General features: G+C 49.1%; 13 protein-coding genes and 1 riboswitch. Of the genes, 6 read left to right on the top strand and 7 right to left on the bottom strand.

All coding sequences use genetic code 11. The features are described from left to right. Window positions 1-61 precede the first annotated feature (61 nt). Entirely contained in the window at window positions 62-2,128 is a 2,067-nt protein-coding gene (locus ACO0K8_RS18850) for a PAS-domain containing protein (RefSeq protein ID WP_422948190.1), read from the bottom strand. 237 nt (window positions 2,129-2,365) lie between these two features. Further along, a riboswitch (Fluoride riboswitch) is annotated at window positions 2,366-2,428 on the top strand. A gap of 83 nt (window positions 2,429-2,511) precedes the next feature. Here ACO0K8_RS18850 and ACO0K8_RS18845 point away from each other — a divergent pair. Together ACO0K8_RS18845 and ACO0K8_RS18840 are read left to right on the top strand one after the other, a co-directional pair. After that, window positions 2,512-3,804, top strand: a complete 1,293-nt coding sequence (locus ACO0K8_RS18845) for a voltage-gated chloride channel family protein (RefSeq protein WP_422948189.1) — start codon at window positions 2,512-2,514, stop codon at window positions 3,802-3,804. A 30-nt stretch (window positions 3,805-3,834) separates the two neighbouring features. Then, complete coding sequence (locus tag ACO0K8_RS18840; protein ID WP_422948188.1) at window positions 3,835-5,019, top strand: MFS transporter; 1,185 nt, start codon at window positions 3,835-3,837, stop codon at window positions 5,017-5,019. A 239-nt stretch (window positions 5,020-5,258) separates the two neighbouring features. Here the strand turns inward: ACO0K8_RS18840 and ACO0K8_RS18835 are convergent, their stop codons facing one another. Next, window positions 5,259-5,609 carry a ribbon-helix-helix domain-containing protein gene (locus ACO0K8_RS18835; RefSeq protein ID WP_422948187.1) on the bottom strand — a complete coding sequence of 117 codons (351 nt, stop codon included), beginning with the start codon at window positions 5,607-5,609 and terminating at the stop codon, window positions 5,259-5,261. A gap of 79 nt (window positions 5,610-5,688) precedes the next feature. Then, window positions 5,689-6,270, bottom strand: a complete 582-nt coding sequence (locus ACO0K8_RS18830; RefSeq protein WP_422948186.1) for a DJ-1/PfpI family protein — start codon at window positions 6,268-6,270, stop codon at window positions 5,689-5,691. A 596-nt stretch (window positions 6,271-6,866) separates the two neighbouring features. Here ACO0K8_RS18830 and ACO0K8_RS18825 point away from each other — a divergent pair. Further along, window positions 6,867-9,617, top strand: coding sequence for a TonB-dependent receptor (locus ACO0K8_RS18825; RefSeq protein ID WP_422948185.1), 2,751 nt, complete (start codon window positions 6,867-6,869; stop codon window positions 9,615-9,617). A gap of 123 nt (window positions 9,618-9,740) precedes the next feature. Here the strand turns inward: ACO0K8_RS18825 and ACO0K8_RS18820 are convergent, their stop codons facing one another. Together ACO0K8_RS18820 and ACO0K8_RS18815 are read right to left on the bottom strand one after the other, a co-directional pair. Next, window positions 9,741-10,532: a TIGR00266 family protein gene (locus ACO0K8_RS18820; protein ID WP_422948184.1), complete on the bottom strand. Its 792-nt coding sequence runs from the start codon at window positions 10,530-10,532 to the stop codon at window positions 9,741-9,743. A 245-nt stretch (window positions 10,533-10,777) separates the two neighbouring features. Then, the gene (locus tag ACO0K8_RS18815) at window positions 10,778-11,914 is read right to left on the bottom strand and encodes a type IV pilus twitching motility protein PilT (protein ID WP_422948348.1); all 1,137 of its coding nucleotides are present in this window, start codon (window positions 11,912-11,914) and stop codon (window positions 10,778-10,780) included. A gap of 255 nt (window positions 11,915-12,169) precedes the next feature. On the opposite strand from ACO0K8_RS18815, the gene ACO0K8_RS18810 reads away from it, so the two are divergent. Next, window positions 12,170-13,522, top strand: coding sequence for a TAXI family TRAP transporter solute-binding subunit (locus ACO0K8_RS18810; protein ID WP_422948183.1), 1,353 nt, complete (start codon window positions 12,170-12,172; stop codon window positions 13,520-13,522). 10 nt (window positions 13,523-13,532) lie between these two features. Here ACO0K8_RS18810 and ACO0K8_RS18805 read toward each other — a convergent pair whose 3' ends face one another. After that, the gene (locus ACO0K8_RS18805; protein WP_422948182.1) at window positions 13,533-13,952 is read right to left on the bottom strand and encodes a hypothetical protein; all 420 of its coding nucleotides are present in this window, start codon (window positions 13,950-13,952) and stop codon (window positions 13,533-13,535) included. 293 nt (window positions 13,953-14,245) lie between these two features. Further along, window positions 14,246-17,347 (bottom strand): transglycosylase domain-containing protein, encoded by a 3,102-nt coding sequence (locus ACO0K8_RS18800; RefSeq protein ID WP_422948347.1) that lies wholly within the window; start codon window positions 17,345-17,347, stop codon window positions 14,246-14,248. Between the two features lie 480 nt (window positions 17,348-17,827). Here ACO0K8_RS18800 and ACO0K8_RS18795 point away from each other — a divergent pair, with 480 nt between their 5' ends. Then, complete coding sequence (locus ACO0K8_RS18795) at window positions 17,828-18,541, top strand: rRNA pseudouridine synthase (protein ID WP_422948181.1); 714 nt, start codon at window positions 17,828-17,830, stop codon at window positions 18,539-18,541. Window positions 18,542-18,561: 20 nt separating this feature from the next. Further along, window positions 18,562-18,939 carry a YajD family HNH nuclease gene (locus tag ACO0K8_RS18790; protein ID WP_422948180.1) on the top strand — a complete coding sequence of 126 codons (378 nt, stop codon included), beginning with the start codon at window positions 18,562-18,564 and terminating at the stop codon, window positions 18,937-18,939. Window positions 18,940-18,943: the final 4 nt, after the last annotated feature.

Raw genomic sequence — 18,943 nt, 5'->3', positions numbered from 1 at the left:
AGCACTGATTTGGCGGAAACAATTTCCGTAAGCCATATCCGTCATAGCCGAGGCTAGTTTTCTAAGTGGAGTCGGAAGCTGGAGCAATGGCTGGGGCATTTACAGGTAGGGTGAGATTAAAACGGACTCCTTTGCCCTGCTCGCTGTGCACCGAAATTTTCCCACCTAGCAAGCCAGTGACGATGTTGTAGACGATATTCAGTCCTAAACCCGAACCACCACGGCCTAGCTTGGTCGTAAAGTAGGGATCAAAAATACGCTGAAGATTTTCTGCTGCTATTCCTGCCCCATTGTCGCTCACACTGAGTTCTACCATGCCAACTTCTGTCATGAGTGCCGAAATCGTAATTCTGCCGTCGACCTGTTCATGCAGACCATGTAGCAGCGCGTTATCGACTAAATTGCAGATGATCTGATCGATACAGCCGGGGTAACTATCGAGTTCGATATTTATGGGGATATTTCGCTCGATGCGGACGCCGGCCTTCCGGATTTTTGACGTCATGGTCGCGATGACGTCCGCGCACACTTTATCCAACTGAAACAAACGCCGCTTAGAACTGGCCTGATCTACCGCCACTTGTTTAAAGCTGCTGATCAACTCGGCAGCGCTGCGCAAACCTCTTTCTATCAAGGTGCTTGCCTGTTCGGCGTCCTGAATAAAATTCGCTAAATCTGATTTACGCACCAGACCATCGTTGGCTAAGCGTGCAAACGCGATGCTCTTTTCTCTTAAGGTTGAAGACGTCAGTAAACTATTGCCGATCGGGGTATTGAGTTCATGTGCGATGCCCGCTACTAGCGAACCAAGCGCCGCCAATTTTTCACTCTTGATTAAATCATCCTGGGTATGGCGTAGCTCTGTGGTCTTCTCGGCGACATTTTTTTCTAATTGTAGATTCGCCTCCGATAGCGCCATTTCTACCTGTTTTTGTTTCGTAATATCGGTATAGGTGGTGACGAAACCCTTGATCTTTCCATCCTCATGTATAGGTTTTCCTTGCACTAAGTGGGTATGTCCATTGGGGCGGATGCGTTCAAACTGGTGGGCTTGAAATTGCATCGCGAGTGCCAGTCGACTCTCTATTTGTTGCTGCATGTCTCCTGTGCCGTATTCCCCGCGTTGCGCCATAATGTCGAGCAAATCACGGAAAGGCACACCGCGATAGATGGACGAGGGCGCATAATTCAAAACATCTAAAAAGCCCTGATTCCAAACTTGTAATCGCAATTCTTCGTCGAATACACTTAAGCCCTGCGGCATATTGGCTAACACTGCCTTCAAAAAAATCGATTGTCGCTTGTATTCTTTTTCTATGCTGCGTTTGGCGCTGACATCGGTACAGATGGTGACAAAACCGCCGCCTGCTATTGGCGCGCCGCGTACCTCGATAATGGCGCCATCGTGCCTGGTTCTTTCGTAAAGATAGGGTTCCTTACGCTGTACAATCGCCATTAAAATCGCCAGCGTTTCTTGCTCTGTTTGCCCCCCGAATTCAGAATATTCACCGCGCTTAATATTCGCCTTGAATACCTCTAGAATTAAGGGTGGATCAGCAGAAAATAATTCCGCCGGTAAATCGAGCATTTGTAGTAAGGCCTGATTCCAGGCCACGATACGTAAATTATCGTCTAGCAAAGAAACACCGCCGGGGAAGTTCTCCAGCAAAATTTGCAGTTGCTCACTTTGCATCCGTGTCGCGTTTTCTATCCGTTTGCGCTCGGAGATATCGCGTACCACGAGTATCACTCGTCGGGTTTTACTGCCAGCCCTAGTGTCATCGCGATTGTCGCCATCATCAAGTTGGCTGATGCAGACTTCAGAGATAAATTGACTGCCATCGGCTTTACGAGATAGCCATTCGAAGCGTTGTGCCTGACCTTGCATCGCTAGCGTGATGAATTCATTGGCAGCGCTTCCTGAGTCACGTCCATCCAACTGGCAAGCGGCAGAAAAATCGAGAGGCGTGCTGGCTAGCAATTGCTGGCGGCTGACGCCAAACATTTTCTCTGCACTAGAATTGCAGTCCACAAAGACCGAGTCTTCCAATACCAGCAGTGCATCGAGTGCCAACTCCACCATGGCGCGATACAGTGCTTCTTTAGAAAGGCCGGTATTGCCGAGCATGCTCACTCCTGCTTATCAAGGAAGAATTCTGGCGTATTGCAAACGTGAGCTTGGCTATAGATAAAAGTCACGGGAATATACAACGACGAAAAACGCATGATGCTGGTGCAGGTTTTTTTGAATCTTACACCGATTGTTACCGAGCAGCACCAGCTTAGGCTGGAAATTTTCCTTAATCTCGCTGGTGATTGCTAGCCCTTGCTGATCACGTGTTTCTATATAAAGTTCTCTGTTACAATTTCATAGGGAGATGGCATTCCTCCTTTCACCGCTTTCAAGCTTGATGATGCCTGCATTCAATCCTGAGCAAGCGGGATCGTGTAGGCAATGTCTATGCTCCTCTCGCTTGTCCGGGTTTGTGTTAATTAGCCCCTTAGACATGCATGAAAAATTCTACCCGCTCCGAACTACTCAATTTGTTTTCCTACCTGGCTAGATGGCTTTTCCTGGCGAGTATGGTTGCCGCACTGGCCGGTACTGCGTCGGCCTTCTTCCTGTTTAGTCTGGATTGGGCGACCAATACAAGGACTGCGCACCGCCAGTTGATTTACTTGTTACCAATTGCCGGTTTTATAGTGGGCTGGCTATATCTGCGTTTCGGCAAACAAGTAGAAGCAGGGAATAATCTGCTGATAGACGAAATTCATGATCCCAAAAAAGTGATACCCCTACGTATGGCACCGCTGGTATTGGGGGGCACCGTGATGTCTCATTTATTTGGCGCTTCGGTCGGGCGAGAGGGCACTGCAGTACAAATGGGGGCGGCGCTGGCCGACCAACTTACTCACCTATTTAAACTCAGGCATGAAGATCGCCGGATAATTTTGATGGCAGGGATCAGCGCCGGATTTGCCTCAGTGTTTGGGACGCCATTGGCTGGCGCAATATTTGGACTGGAGGTATTAGCAATAGGCCGAATGCGCTACGATGCCCTGCTGCCGTGTATGGTGGCGGCCATTGTCGCCGAACAAATTGGCCAGTTGCTGGGCGTGCAGCACACCCATTATGCGATTCCGCTGGTGCCACATGTAACGGCGTGGACGATCGTCGCCATGGTGATCGCAGGGGCGATCTTTGGTCTTACTGGCAGGGTATTTGCCGAGGCGACCCACGCGCTCAGCGCCTGGATGAAACAGCGTATCAGCTACGCACCCTTGCGTCCTTTTCTGGGAGGCATGGTGATTGCCAGCGCTGTATGGCTGCTGGGCGCGGACCGCTATATCGGTCTTGGGATTCCGACCATCGTCGAGGCTTTTCAGCAACCACTGGCGGGTTATGACTTTTTGGCCAAGCTGGTGTTTACCGTGATGTCCTTAGGCTCGGGCTTCAAAGGGGGCGAGGTAACACCCTTGTTCTTCATCGGTGCGACTCTGGGTAATGTGCTGGCGCCTTTACTCCATTTGCCCTTCGCTTTACTTGCTGGCATAGGCTTTGTCGCGGTTTTTTCCGGTGCGGCCAACACGCCTATCGCATCGACTTTGATGGCGATGGAGTTATTCGGTGCAGAAGTGGGAATATTTGCCGCAATTGCTTGTATCGTGAGCTATTTGTTTTCCGGGCATACCGGCATTTACCGATCGCAGCGTATCGGCCATGCTAAGCACAGCGATGCACCGGAAGGCGTGAAACTAAGCGAGCTTGATGCCTATCATAAAGCGCCGCCGCAAAATAAATAGTAGTAGGCTGTACAACACTGGGAGTGTTCGATGCTGGCAGCCCTTAAAAATTTACCGCGCACAGTCTGGCTTATCGGCCTGATTAGTCTGGTCAACGACTCGGCCTCGGAAATGGTCTATCCATTAATCCCTTTGTATTTAAGCTCGGTCTTGATGGCTGGCCCGCGCGCGCTGGGCATCATCGAGGGGATCGCCGAGGCCACTGCCAGCTTGTTGAAACTGTTCTCAGGCATCGTGGTGGACCGGACCCGGCGCGCCAAACCATGGATACTTTTTGGCTATGGTCTGGCCGCCTTTGGCCGGCCCTTGATGATACTGGTGACGAGTTGGTATGGCCTGCTATTGCTGCGCTTTGCCGATCGGGTGGGCAAGGGATTGCGCAGTTCTCCGCGTGACGCCCTATTGGCAAATAGTGTCACCGCAGAACGCCGCGGTCTGGCGTTTGGCGTGCATCGTGCCATGGATAACGCCGGCGCCGTGATTGGCCCTTTGCTAGCAGCTGCGCTATTAGGGGCTGGCATGCCTATCAAAGATATTTTTCTGTGGACCCTGGTACCGGCTTTATTTTGTGTGATATTTGCCCTGATGATTCAGGAGCCTGGTGTCGAAAAACCGCTCAAGCTGAAAAAATTTGATAGCCGTCTAAAGAATATGTCACCCGTGTTTAAGCGTTATCTGATCGTGGTGGCGCTGTTTACTTTGGGGAACTCGTCGAATATGTTCTTGCTTCTGCGCGCCAGAGAACTTGGGGTTGCTCAAGCAGAGGTTCCTTTGCTATGGGCTGCGGTTTCGCTGGTGGCGATGTTGTTTTCAGCGCCATTATCAGCACTCTCAGACCGGTATGGGCGGCTACACTTATTGCTCGCTGCTTATCTCGCCTATGCACTGTTTTATTTTTCTATGGGGTCACTGCGCTCGCATGGGGTGATGCTGTACGCCTTATTTGGTTTTTATGGCCTATTCTTAGCTGCTAGTGAGGGCGTAGAAAAAGCCTTAGTCGCCGATTTAGCGGCAGAGGGATTGCAGGGCGCGGCATTTGGCTGGTTCAATATGGTGACAGGGATCATGCTCTTGCCAGCCTCCATATTCTTTGGTTACCTGTATCAGACCATATCGCCGTTCGTCGCGTTTGCGTTTTCAGGCAGTTGCGCAGCGCTTGCAGCTTTGTTACTTTGGCGTTGGGTGGACTTACCATCAGCAAAAATGATAGGGTAAATCGCGCACTTAGTTGAACATTTTAAGGCAACCGTGCAGTGTACGCCTGGGTTTACCCTGGGTTATATCCGCAGCAATCTCAAACTCGCCCGTCTCAATGCGCATATTCCATGCGGGTTTCCAGCCTATTTCGGCCTGCAGCCCGCATGGAATATGCGCACTGGTTCTGTCGTAGGCGGTCTAAATCACGCGCCGCCAAAACGGTGTCTGAGCCTGTTGATAGCGTGGCGGCGCTGACATCACAGCAAATATGGAGCGGCTTTTCCAGCAACTTTATTTTGCACAAGACTAGACAAGGGCAACTGCTTGTCGTGGGAAATATCTCCCTCTACCATCAGGGATAAATAACGCAGGCAACAGACACGTAAGAACGAGGAGAAATTTTCGATTTCGCCGCGATAGGCGATTAATTCATCATGTAGTTTGGTGATCAATTGATTGGTGCTCATGCCATCGCGTTCGGCCACTTCTTGCAGCACTTGCCAAAACAATTGTTCTAACCGTATCGAGGTCACCACTCCATGCAGGCGTAGCGAGCGGGCTTTGGCCTGATACAGCGCTGGGTCAGCTTTGACGAAAATATCGCACATAAGAACTCCTAAGGGAAGAACCGGCGGCAAAGCCTGTTAGGCTTTGCCGCTGTCATTATACCTTTGGATGTTTGGTTTTTTACAATGAAATCTTGGTGCCGAGCAGGGCCAAAAATTGTGCCATCCAGGCCGGATGTGCTGGCCAGGCGGGAGCCGTTACAAAATTTTTATCCGTCACCGCCTCGGTTACGGCGATCTCGGCATAATGGCCACCAGCCAGCTCGACCTCAGGCTTGCAAGCTGGGTAGGCGGAACAGCGCACCCCTTCCAGCACCTTGGCTGCAGCCAGAATTTGTGCGCCATGACAGACTGCGGCTATCGGTTTTTTTGCCTGCGCGAAATGCTGCACCAAACTGATCACCGTTGGATTCAGGCGCAAATATTCTGGAGCGCGCCCGCCAGGTATCAGCAAAGCATCATAGGCGCTGGCATCGATCTTAGCGAAATCATGAGTGATGCCGAAGCGATGGCCAGGTTTTTCGGTATAAGTTTGCTGTCCTTCAAAATCATGGATCGCGGTCATCACATAGTCGCCCGCTTGCTTGTCAGGGCACACAGCATGCACCTCGTGTCCGACCGCCAGCAAAGTCTGAAACGGCACCATCGCCTCATAATCCTCAACGAAATCGCCAACCAACATAAGTATTTTTTTAGCCGCCATGATGTCTCCTGATTGTTATTAACAGTGGAGTGACATTGTTGCCGCATTTTTCAGCTTGTAGGTAATCATGGCTTACTACATTTGCATGACGATTCGTTTAGTCACTTCGTCGCATAGTAGATATTTAAATGGAATGTCAAAGTTACTGCTAGAAACTATCAATCAAAGAAAAGAAAAATTTTGAATACGCATTAGAAAACAAACATATCTTTGCTTCGCAGTAAAAATTTCTATCGATACTTCAAGCAGGATGTGGCGTTACAGTGTGTTACATAAAAACATCACAAATGTATGTATAAATAGCAATTTTCAGAAGATTTCACTGGTGATCTTCAAAAATGCAAAATTAAATTTAAATTTGAAAAATTGTTTTCATAATTAATTTTTGTTTTGATAAATATGCCTTCATAATTATTCCATTCTCCGCGAGCGTGTTTTCAGCCTAAGTGTTCTCTCATGAGAGCCTTGCCAGTAAAGCACGTAAATTAAGCAATATTTGTCGTTGCAGCGCCATAATTTTGAGCGCTGCAAGATGGGCGCGCCGAGATAATCCATTTAAATTTAAGCACTGCTTAATCAATTACTTAGGAATAAAGATGAGACTTCAGGAAAAAATAGGTGTTCGTTCGGTACGTCTGGCACTTGGTGTGCTGGCAGGATCTTTGTTCATCGCAAGCCAAGCTTATGCCGAAGAACAAGTACAAAGAGTTGAAATTACCGGTTCAAGTATCAAACGGATCTCGGTCGAAGGCGCTTTGCCTGTGCAACGAGTTTCTGCTGAAACTATTGCCCGCTCTGGCGCGACCAATGTTGCGGAGTTAATGCAATCCTTGCCAGCGATGCAAGGCTTTACCATCGCAGCAACTGCAGCCGGCAGCAATTCAGGTGGTAACGTAAATGCCTCCATCCATGACATCGGCACTGGCTACACCCTGGTATTGCTGAACGGACGCCGTATGGCACCGCAAGGCTCAGGCAGCGCGGTCAATCTGAATGCCATTCCTCTAAGCGCGATCGAACGCATAGAGATTCTGACCGATGGTGCATCGGCACTATATGGCTCAGATGCGATCGCTGGCGTGATTAACTTCATTATGAAGAAAAACCAGCAGGGCGGCTCAATCGAAGGATCATTCAACGCACCGCAAGCCAGTGGCGGTGGAAAAGCTTGGGATGTCAGCGCCAGCTATGGTTTTGGTAATTTGGAAGAAAATGGTTACAACGTTTTAGCCTCGTTCCGTCATGATGAACAGACTCAAATGAAAGCGACAGATCGTGAATTCGCTAAAACTGCTTATATTCCTTTTAGCAAAAATGGTACCAACTATGTATACGACCGCACTAGCGGTGCCACAGTACCAGCGAACGTCTCGGTTACCTTTAACAACAAAGATACAAAACCTATCTCTTTTAGCCCTTATTTGAAAAAAAATGGCGTTTGCCCAGAGCGTAACTTTGTAAGTCTTAGCAATACCCCTACTACGCAAAATTGCGCCTTCGACTTTGCTTCGACCGTTGAAATCGTGCCAGAATCCAAGCGCGATAGCTTGTTTACCAAAGGCAGCCTGAAAGTCGGTAACGATGTAACGCTGTTCGCTGATGTCGCCGTCTCTCGCTATGACCTGACTGCACGTATCGCCCCAAATACTGCGCCATTCACAATACTGAAAGGTTCCGCCTACTACACCGACAATGTCTTGCCATGGTTGACACCAGCCCAGGCAGCAGACACAAAAGCAATCTCTGGTAGCTACAGAACCTATGACTGGGGCACCCGTGATAGCAACACGATCACAGATTCGACTCATCTGGTCGTCGGCGGTGAAGCTGACTTTGCTGGTTGGAATATCAGTAGCGGTATAACTTTGTCAAAAAATTCAATTGATGAATCTTATGTAGGTGGTTACGCGCTGACAAAAGAATTCAAAAGCATGTTGGCTAACCGCTCTTTTGATCCGTTTGCGCCTATCGGCAAACAGTCCGCAGAAACTATGGCTTTAATCAATGGTTCTCTGTTCAACGGTTCGATTCGTACCGCTTCGACCACATTAAAAGGTATCGATGCCCACGCATCACGTGAAATATTTGACCTGAACGGCGGCAAAGCCAGCATTGGTATCGGTGCCGACTATCGTGAATATCATTACGAGCAAACGCCATCGGCAGCCGCTTTAGATGGCTTGATTTACAATTTCAATGCCAATCCTGCTTACGACATGAAACGCTCCAACCAAGGTCTGTTTGTAGAATTGGTAGCACCGGTAACTAAAGAGCTGGAATTGACTGGTGCGGTACGTTACGACAGTATTTCGTCAATTAAAAACGGGATAGAAAATCGTGATATGGGCGAAAAACAATCCGCCAGTACCTACAAATTATCTATGCGCTATCAGCCTACCCAAGCGGTATTGCTACGCGGTTCGTATGGGACTGGTTTTAAAGCCCCCGACATGCTCGATATCGGCCAACCCTTAGTCAATGCTGGTTTCACGGCAAGTAAGTACACCTGCCCGATCACTAATCCTGATAATTGCCGACCAGAAACAATGGCGCAATATAATGAATACTCAGGTGGCAATGAGCAGCTAAAACCGGAGACATCCAAGCAATATACAATAGGTTTCCGCATTGAACCTGTCCAAAACTTCTCGTTTGGTTTGGATCTGTGGGATGTACAGATGCGCAATCAAGTTTCGGCCGTTAGTGAACAACAGGCTTTTGCCGATCCTGTGAAATTCCGTGAATTGTTTACTACGTATACCGAACCAGCTACTGGTAACACTTATTGGGCATTTAAGTCCTTGTCGGTCAATATTGGTAAAACACATAATCGTGGTATCGATTGGGATATGACAGGTCGTCAGAAATTTGATTTTGGTACGCTGACTGGTAATATTAATGGCACCTATCTGATCAAATCTGATTACACCAAACCTGGTACCGACAACGAATGGACTAATAGCCTGAATTTTTTTGGCGTCAACAATGCCGTATCGTTCAGGAATCTGTTTAAATTCACAGGTTCATTGGAAACAGGTGCGTTCACCAATACTCTGACTGTGAGCTATCGCAATGGCTATACGGATGCAGAAGCCAGTGTGCGTAATCTCAGTACAAATCTGAATGAAACTCTGCGTCTGGACGTACCTTCTTACACTACAGCTGACTGGCAAGGTATCTACAACCTGAATAAAGCAGTGACTATCCGTGCTGGCGTAAGAAATATTTTCAATACAGCGCCACCATTGTCATTGCGTGCTTCATCCGGCCATCAAGTTGGTTTTGATCCACGTTATGCAGATCCAACTTTGCGTTCCTTCTACATGGCAGGGAGCTACAAGTTCTAAGATAGTTTGTAGATGTAAATATGTAATAAAAAAACGCCTTGTGAAAACAAGGCGTTTTTTATTTGGATACCAATGATGTATACAAATTTTTCAGGTTTTTGTACACAGACGAATAAGCACAACTCAATCCTTCTCAAACAAATTACCCAAACCACCCAACACCGAGCCTTGCTCTCCACCGTGGCCGCCACCGATTTTGGAGGCGCCGACGATGCGGTTGGCTAGGCGCGCCAGTGGCAGGGATTGCAGCCAAATCTTGCCGGGGCCGCGCAAGGTGGTGAAGAACATTCCTTCGCCGCCGAACAGTGCGGTTTTTACGCCTCCTACGTATTGGATATCAAAGTCGATGTTGCTGCTGAACGCCACTACACAGCCGGTATCTACCCTCAAAGTTTGACCAGCTCCTAGAGTTTTCTCTATGATGGCACCACCTGCGTGGATGAAGGCCAGGCCATCGCCTTCCAGCTTTTGCAATATAAAACCTTCACCACCGAAGAAGCCCGCGCCCAGCTTTTTTTGGAAAGCGATGCCCAGAGAAACTCCCTTGGCTGCGCACAGGAAGGCGTCTTTTTGGCACAGTAAAGTGCCGCCCATGTCGCCCAGATGTACGGGGATAATTTTGCCGGGATACGCGGCACCAAACGCCACTTTACGTTTGCTGCGGCCGCTGTTCATAAACACCGTGGTGAATACCGATTCGCCCGTCACTAAACGTTTGCCTGCCCCCATCAGTTTTCCTAGTAAGCCGCTTTGTGATGCGGAGCCATCACCGAAGATGGTTTCCATCTGGATCTCATCTTCCATGTAAAACATCGCACCTGCTTCTCCAACTACTGCTTCGTTGGGATCGAGTTCTATCTCGACAAACTGCATGTCGTCGCCGAAAATTTGATAATCAATTACGTCCATGGCCATGATTCTTTTCCTGATAAAATTTACTCAATTCAGATGGGATTTTTGTTCCGCCTTGCGGCCAACTGCGTTGCTATTTTAGCGGGAATGATCATCCTAAGGAACGCACAAAGGATGGTAATAAATTCAAAAAAATACCGATAGAATTACGCGAATTTTTATGAGGGAAAGCACTCATAGGTGATTAGTACGAAAAAAAAAGCGGCGCAAAATAGAATTTTGCACCGCCTGTAGATGTTACCGCTAGTTTATTTACGTTTTACATCCATAAAACCGATTCTGTCGGTGGTCGCGTTTCTGGCATCCTCGACACTGATTTTTTTCTCGTGTAACAGCAAATTGAGTGCCGCATTCATCGAGAAACAACCAGGATTGGCTTTGGCGGCTTCACCATCCATGAGAGCGCGTATGCCGGCTATACCATTGCTCTCTATCATCTTGACTACTTCTGGATTGGAGGTCAGACATTCAGTGGCGAGATAATAGCGATCACCTGCCAGAGAAGGTAATAAGGCCTGGCATAAGACCCCACGTAAGGCTTGTGCAAGCGCTTGAGCTTGCGGCTCACCATTGCCTAGCAAACGTAACATTTTTTGCAAACCCAACTCGGTTGAACGTGCATGTAGCGAGGCCAACACTAACGGGCCGGATTCGGCCAGTGCCAGAGCTTCTTGGGCGGTCTGGGCATCGCGGATCTCACCGATCACGATCACGTCAGGGCGTTCACGCAGGGCATCCAGCGCGCCCAGGTAATAACTTTCTACGTCACCGTCAAAGCCGACTTCTCGTTGTGTGATGATGCATTTGCGTTGCGGTATCAGAGTCTCAACCGGGTCTTCTATCGTGATGATATGGCCGGAGCGAGTCTGGTTGATCTGATCTACCATTGAGGCAATGGTGGTCGACTTACCTTGGCAGGTATCACCTATGATCAACACCAAGCCGCTGGTGAGCTTGGCAAAATCTTGTTCACAATGGCGCAAGCCTAACTGGTTCAAGGCCACTGGTTCTTTTGGAAAGCGCCGTATCACGCACCCTAAGCGCTTTTTGCCTTGAAAGGTAAAGCAGTTGGCGCGTATGCGTGCCGTGTTGAGATCGATAGAACGGTCGAACGCGCGATCTTGTATGCGTTCGAACCAATTCGGCTCGATCACCTCAAAAAATTCTTCGAGTTCTTCTTTGGTAATCGGTGAATCCGATACCGCTACCAAGCCTTTAGGTTGGCGCAGCATGATAGGGCTATTCTGATGTATCAAAATGTCACTGAAACTCAGGCGAGAATTGAGTAAATGTAAAATTTGTTCGACCAGGGTGCCAAACACCGGATGGTCTTCATTTTCTATATACGACAGCGTGCGGATTTGTGAGGACAAGTGAGCTTCCATCATTCTTTGATCTCATGGTTAGAACAGATAGCTGATTATAAGCTCAGTACATTTGCGCTGGGGAAAGAATCTGCATTTTGTCGTTTTCAGAATAAAACTATGGGAAACGGCAGTCTATTTCTGGAAAATTTAAAATGAATTTGGAAAAACCTTATTGGAAGTGATTGGACGTAAGAGAAAGAAGATGTCGTATTCTTTTTTTAGAGTTATGCTAAATTTGGCAACACTTGAGCAGCGAACACAGGAAAGCTATCAATGGCAAGCAAACCCACACAATTTCGACGCAACCGTAAAAATCTGTTTTTTAGTCGAAAGATGTTGATTTTTTCGATTCCTGTACTGATAGCGATTGGCATGACAGTGTGGTTTGCCAGCCAATTTTTAGCACCTGCCCTACCCAAAAAAGTCGTTATCGCCAGCGGTGCTGATGGCGGTGCCTATCAAACTCTGGCGCGTAGCTATGCGGCAGCCTTGAAAGAGCAAGGTGTGATAGTAGAGGTAAGGGCCTCGCAGGGATCGGTAGAAAATTACCAAAAACTTAAAGATGAAACGAGTGACGTCGATATCGGTTTTATACAATCGGGAATCGGGAATAGCAAAGAAGCGCCCGATCTGGAAACCATCGCCGCACTATATTACGAACCTGTCTGGGTGTTTTATAGAGACGAGAAAAGCCTGGAAAAACTTAACCAACTAATCGGTAAAAAAATAGCGATCAATCTGCCCGGCAGCGGCGTACATAAAGTGGCGATGGATTTGTTGCACGAGTACGGAATTTCGTCTCAAAATAGTCAATTACTGCAGCTCAGTACGCAACAAACCGCGCTAAATCTGCAACAGGGCAAGCTCGACGCTGGTTTTTTTATCGCCGCCGTCGATGCGCCTGTTATTCAGACTTTGCTCAAGAGCGATTTGAAGCTAATGCATTTCGCCCAGGCGGATGCCTTAGTACGCAAGTTTCCCTCTCTCACCAAGGTGATTTTCCCACGTGGTGCGATCAATCTGGAACTTGATTTACCGGCTAGTGACATCAGCCTAGTTTCGGCGACCGCTTTATTGGTGGCGAAAGACAGCCTGCATCCGGCGATAAATTATTTATTGCTGAGTAGCCTTGTCGAGATGCATAGGGCTGCGGGATTTTTTTCTAGCCACAACGAGTTTCCGAATCAAAATACCGATGATTTTCCGGTCACTGATGAGAGCAAGCGCTACTTCAAATCGGGCGAGCCCTTCTTGCAACGTTATCTGCCGTTTTGGCTGGCGAATTTAATTGAACGCCTCTTGATTATTCTATTGCCCTTGTTTGCCATGTTAATTCCGCTGTTTCAGGTCATGCCGAAGTTGTATACCTACATCATCAAACGCGATTTGATACGCTGGTATGGTGAGATTAAATTACTCGAAGACGAAGTATGGGAGAACTATCCAGCTGAGCCTGAACAGTTTCATGCTTGGATGAAAGAAATCGAAGAAATCGCTGCGAAGGTTAACCAACTAGAGATGCCGCAAAGCCACTTTAACGAGATCTATATTCTCAAGCAGTCTATCGGCATCGTCAGAGAGCGCATACTTTTACAACAGGCAGAGTCAGGACGCCGTGCAAGTTAGCCAATAGCGGCTACCTGGTGTGCTCGCCACGCGCCTGACCTTTACCCTTGGGGATGTCGCGTGCAACTCGCTGCCGCAGGCGCTGAAAAGCATCAAAGGCGGCGTTAAAATCGGCCTCGGAATTGACCCGAAACCGGACTTGATCGCGGAGATTTTTTGCCTGTCCATGAATTTCGCAAAAAAATTCCGCTTTTTCAGAGAAATTGAACGCTTCCCTTACACCTATGAAGAGTGTTGTGCCCAGACCGAGAAATACCGCGTACTGGGTATACTCCAAAAAAGCCGCGGCGGTGGTGCCTATGCTGAGCAATAAACCACAGACGATTAACAAAGACGCCAGCCGTCGGTTACGGACGTAGTTTTTCCATTGAAACACTTGGAAACTATCGATCTGATTCCAAAGTTCATCGGTTTTAGCTACGTGTGACATGCTCATTTAGACTGAACCGCTTTCTGGTTTTTTGAGAACTACCAAGTAGCATCTGAGTCCACCTGAAAGTAATCCAGGACGTCAGCATGCTATGCTAAAACCGGATTTTATCGGATAAACAGAGATTATGCTGCAATTTTACCAAGTTTAACGATGCACACAAATCCTCGATTTTGATACAAATAATGCATCTCGCCACTCATGCCACTGTTAGCTGCGTTTGAAATTTCCATGCAATTGTAATGAAGCAAATGAAGCCGCTGAGGTGGCACCTCTAGCGCCCATCCGTATACTCAGTGTGAACAATGTGGCAAGGCACCAGCGTCCGTAGGTGGTTCTATTAACGACATCAAGCTTGGTGCCAGCACTGTCAGCAATTGAACTGGTAAGGCGCTAGTGAAATCGTAGTCTTTAGCTTGCGGGCCACGTACATAGGCGGTCATGCTGCCGAAGAAACGTTCACCGATGTTGAAAACAAAGGTTGCGGAGCGGTTTACATAACGTGATTCAATTAAACGACCGCCGGCACCGTAGACTTCAAAACGCTGGTCGCCAGTACCAGTCTTGCCACCTACCGCAATATTTGTACCATCCTTGCTGACAAAGGCCGCGCGTGCACGTCGGGCGGTACCCAAGGACACTACTTCACGTACCGCATCGGCTACGACGCGTGCTACTTCGGGGGCCAAGACCTGTTCGCTGATTTCTTTTTGCCCAGGAATTAACAGAGTTTCGTAGGGTGTGCCACTGGCGAAATGCATGGAATTAAGGCGCTGATTCGGCTTGCGCATACCTTGATTAACGATGATGCCCATTAATTCGGCCAAAGCCGCCGGCCTATCGGCTGAAGCACCCAATGCACTGGCATAAGACGGAGTCAGCGAGGCGAACGGGTAACCCATGCGTTGCCATTGCCGGTGGATTTCCAGGAAACCTTCTACCTCCAGTAGGCCAGCGATGCGCTTATCTTGCGCATGCTTGCGGCTGGTTTTGAATAACCATTCATATACTATCTGGCGCTCCTTGGCGCTGGCCGCTACCACCTCACTCAGACTCGCGCCCTGATGTTGGCGTAAATAACCAACCATCCACAGTTCCAGCGGATGGATGGTAGCGAGATAGCCGCGATCTGATAAGGACATATTCTGAGCGGAATATTGTTCATACATTTTTGCAGCGCGTTCGGTGCTGATCTCATTTTGCGAAGCCAGATTTTCATTTAGAAAACGTTCGAATTCTGCCTCGCTGGCATCTGGTGCAATGGTGCGATGTATGTTAGCCAGCCGCAGCGCAGTTGGACGTAAACTAGAGAGTAAAAGTTGCTCTTCCTCTTTGGCGGTCTTGCCCTTGTACTTGGCATAGAAACGGTGCAAAAATTCACGGCCTTCGCGGTCGGCAAAACGGCTTAGATATTCAGCCCGCCGCGGATCATGCGCATCGGACAGTAAACTCGCTGATGAACCCGGAGTCTGGAACATGTAAAAATGCACCACATCACGCATCAGGCGCACGAAGGGCAGATTTACAGAATGGCGTAAAGATTCGCGCACACTCAGGATGCGGCCATTGTCTTCTTTCTTGAAATTGCCAAAATAGTGCATGCCGCCGCCAGTAAAAAACCCCTCGCTAGTACTGGCTGAGTAAGTGCGCTCCATGGCAGCATCCAGTAAGGCCGGTAAATCTTTTGGAGCACGTCCTTGAAAGTATTCTAAGGCCCAATGTGACAGCCGATCTTTAGGATCGAGCTCGATTTTTCCCAGAGCTTTGGCATCAAGCGCACTGTAACGCTGATGCAGTTGCGCCATGATGTCGAGGTAGGTGACCAGGGTGCGCAACTTAGCGGTAGAGCCCAGATCTAGTTTGGCACCGTCATTAATATCCAGGGGCTGATCGTAATTATCGGTTTGCAGCCGCAGATAATTGGCATGTTCTCCCTTTTCTAACAAAGTGAAGCTGTACACTACATTGGCGGGATCACCGTTACCCAACATTCCCTTACCGGTTAGACCTGCCGCCTTGGCTGCTTCCGGGTCACGCAGATTGCGTAGCACATTCGTCACCGCTTCTTGTGCCTGTGCATCGAGGGTAGTCACCACGCTCAAATCTAATCGGTCCAGGCTATACAGACTAGAATCGCCCAGTAAGCTGGCCAGATGGTTACGTACCGCATTACTTGCCTTGTGCGAGACGAAAGAATTATTTGCTGCGCTAGCATTGCCGCCTTTACCCACTGGCTGCAATTTGACCTGCAGCGCGGCGTCACGCAAAGCGGGCGGGATCACACCAGCCTGTGCCAGCAAGCGTAGATGGCTATCGGTTAGTTGCTCCAGGTCGGCCGCACCTGCGTCCAGATAATACGAAGGACGGCGCTGCGCGATGAATAAACTCAGCGCCTGCTTATACGCCAATGCGCCGGCGGCACTCTCCGGTTGGCCCTTCAAAGCCAGATTGATCTCGGAAAAATCGCGGCCATACCAGACCCACATGCCATCGCCGATTCCATTGACTTCGCCATAGCCTGGCTTGGCCGATAAGGGCACAGAATTGATGTAATCGACCACGATCTGACGACGCACCAGCGTCGTATCTTCACCGCCCTGATAGGCACGTAGCGAAGCCGACACCATCTGGTTAAATTTGTCGGTCAGCGAATTGGTGCGTCCTTCGGCTGAATGACGGTATTTTTCTATCTGGGTCGCCAAGGTGCTGCCACCGGCCGAACGATGGCCGCCGCCTATCACATTCATGGATTTATCAAACACCGCCTTGCTCAAGCGGTCCCACTCTATCGCCGGATTGCGCTTCGGATAAGTGGGATCGAGTAATTCACGATTTTCGATAAACAACAAGCTATCGATCAAGACTTTGGGAGTCGCTTCAAAATTGGTATAGAACCGTTCTGGGTAGCGCGCCGCAAACAGAGCTTGTTGGCGGCAATCGAGTATGCTCAATCCCACCCCATTTTTTTCATGATAAGTCGCGAAGAAACCGCGATCGGCCATCTCCACCATTTTCGGTGAAATCCGCGCCTGCGCCGTAATCGCAAAATCCTTGGCTTGCAGCTTAGTTAAAAAGTCCGGCAGATTCGCATAGCCCATGCGCTCATCGTAAGGGCTGTCGTGCGGGAAACGGATTTTGTCAGCGGGACTAGCGCCGGGCTCGACTTTATAGGTAAGTTGCGCGGCTAACTTGGCAAAAAATTCTGCCTGCTTTTCGTAACTACGGGTCTCTTGCCAGACCCACCAGCCAGCGGCCGACAGCAAGCCTAAAAATAGCAAGAAAAAATACGGCCAGATGCGGCGCGCTTGCGCTTTTGGCTGAAGTTTTAGCTTGTGTTCGGGCCTAGGCGCTGCTGCTGGCAATGAGTGCGCTTTGTGCGCACCTAGCACCGGCATCACGGGGGCGACGCCAGTAGCTTTACTTGCTGGGGGTAAACTGGACTTAGGTGCTAAGCGCATGGAGCCAACTTGTACGCGCATTTTGCGCAGTGCGCGCACAATAAAAGGAGGCTTATGGAAACGACGATTACTTAACATAGTGGTTCTACCGCAATTGCGGATCTCGGTGCAGAGAAGCTGGCGACAAAACCAGCTTCAAAAAAATGGTGGTGAATACTAAATTGCTAGATTTGCCCGGTGTAATTACACGCCAGAGCTCGATTCTGATATTCCATCACATCGGCGCTGCACGAGGGCGCGATCTGATGAAAAATAGTTCTTTGACTATGATTTTCTCAAAAAAACAACATCATGCCTGATGCCAGCCTAAGCAGTTGAAAAACTTGAACTGATCTCGGATAGGAATAGAATTACTGTTAGCTTCTGCTAGCCTTTACAATGCGGGTCAAATTCATCTCTTTGCCTCAGTGCTATTCCATGCCAAATTCCCTACGCCTTGCCAAACGATTGGCCGAACTCACTCCTTGCTCACGTCAGGAAGCCGAACTGTATATAGCCGGTGGCTGGGTCCAGGTCGATGGACAAACCATAGAAGAACCCGGCTATCGGGTACAAGCCGAGCAGAAAATCACACTATTGCCGCAGGCCAGCCTGGCACCCGCAACGCCCGTCACCATCTTGCTGCACAAGCCAGCCGGTGTCGAAGCCGCGGCTGTGCTACGAGGCATCAAGGCCGAAACCATGGCAGCAGGTAATCGTTCTGGACTGACGTTTTTAAAGCGCCACACGAATAATTTAAACTACACCGATGCCCTGGAAACCAAGGCCAGCGGCCTGATGGTCTTGACCCAGGATTGGCAGATCAGCCGCAAACTGGTCGATGATGCGATCAAGATAGAGCAGGAATACATCGTTGAAGTGGCCGGCAACATCGCGCCAGATGGTCTCGCGCTGCTCAATCACGGTCTGACATTTAACGGCAAGGCCTTGGCACCGGTGAAAGTGAGTTGGCAGAATGAAACCAGGCTGCGCTTTGCGCTGAAAGGTCCGCAGCCGTTTCAGATCACCCATATGTGCGAGAAGGTCGGCCTGACCGTGGTGACGCTCAAGCGCATCCGCATCGCGCGCATACCGATGTCCAGCCTGCCAGTTGGTGAATGGCGCTACCTATTAGGCTATGAGCGTTTTTAAATTTATTGCGGGAGAACAACATGATCAGTAAAAAACCCGATAACAACAGACTCGACCAGATCGTGGCGGAGGCCAATCGCAATGCAGCGCAGCGCGCCACTGGTTATCGCGAACGTTCACTTAAGATGTACCCTTGGATTTGCGGCCGTTGTATGCGTGAATTCACACACGCCAATCTGTCGCAACTGACCGTGCATCATCGCGATCATAATCATGATAATAATCCACCCGATGGCAGTAATTGGGAATTACTCTGCCTGTATTGCCACGACAATGAGCACTCGCGCTATCTGGAAGCGGATCAGCAAGGCAATTCCGATACTGGCAATAATGGGCCTAAACACGCGACACATAATCCATTTGCCGCTCTGCAGGGTTTGCTGAAGAAAAAAGAGTGAAAAA

This window comes from Undibacterium sp. Ren11W, from assembly GCF_049340485.1.
Lineage (GTDB): Bacteria > Pseudomonadota > Gammaproteobacteria > Burkholderiales > Burkholderiaceae_D > Undibacterium.
Note: the sequence above shows the minus strand (reverse complement) of the source record. Positions and strands in the feature narration are given on the sequence as shown.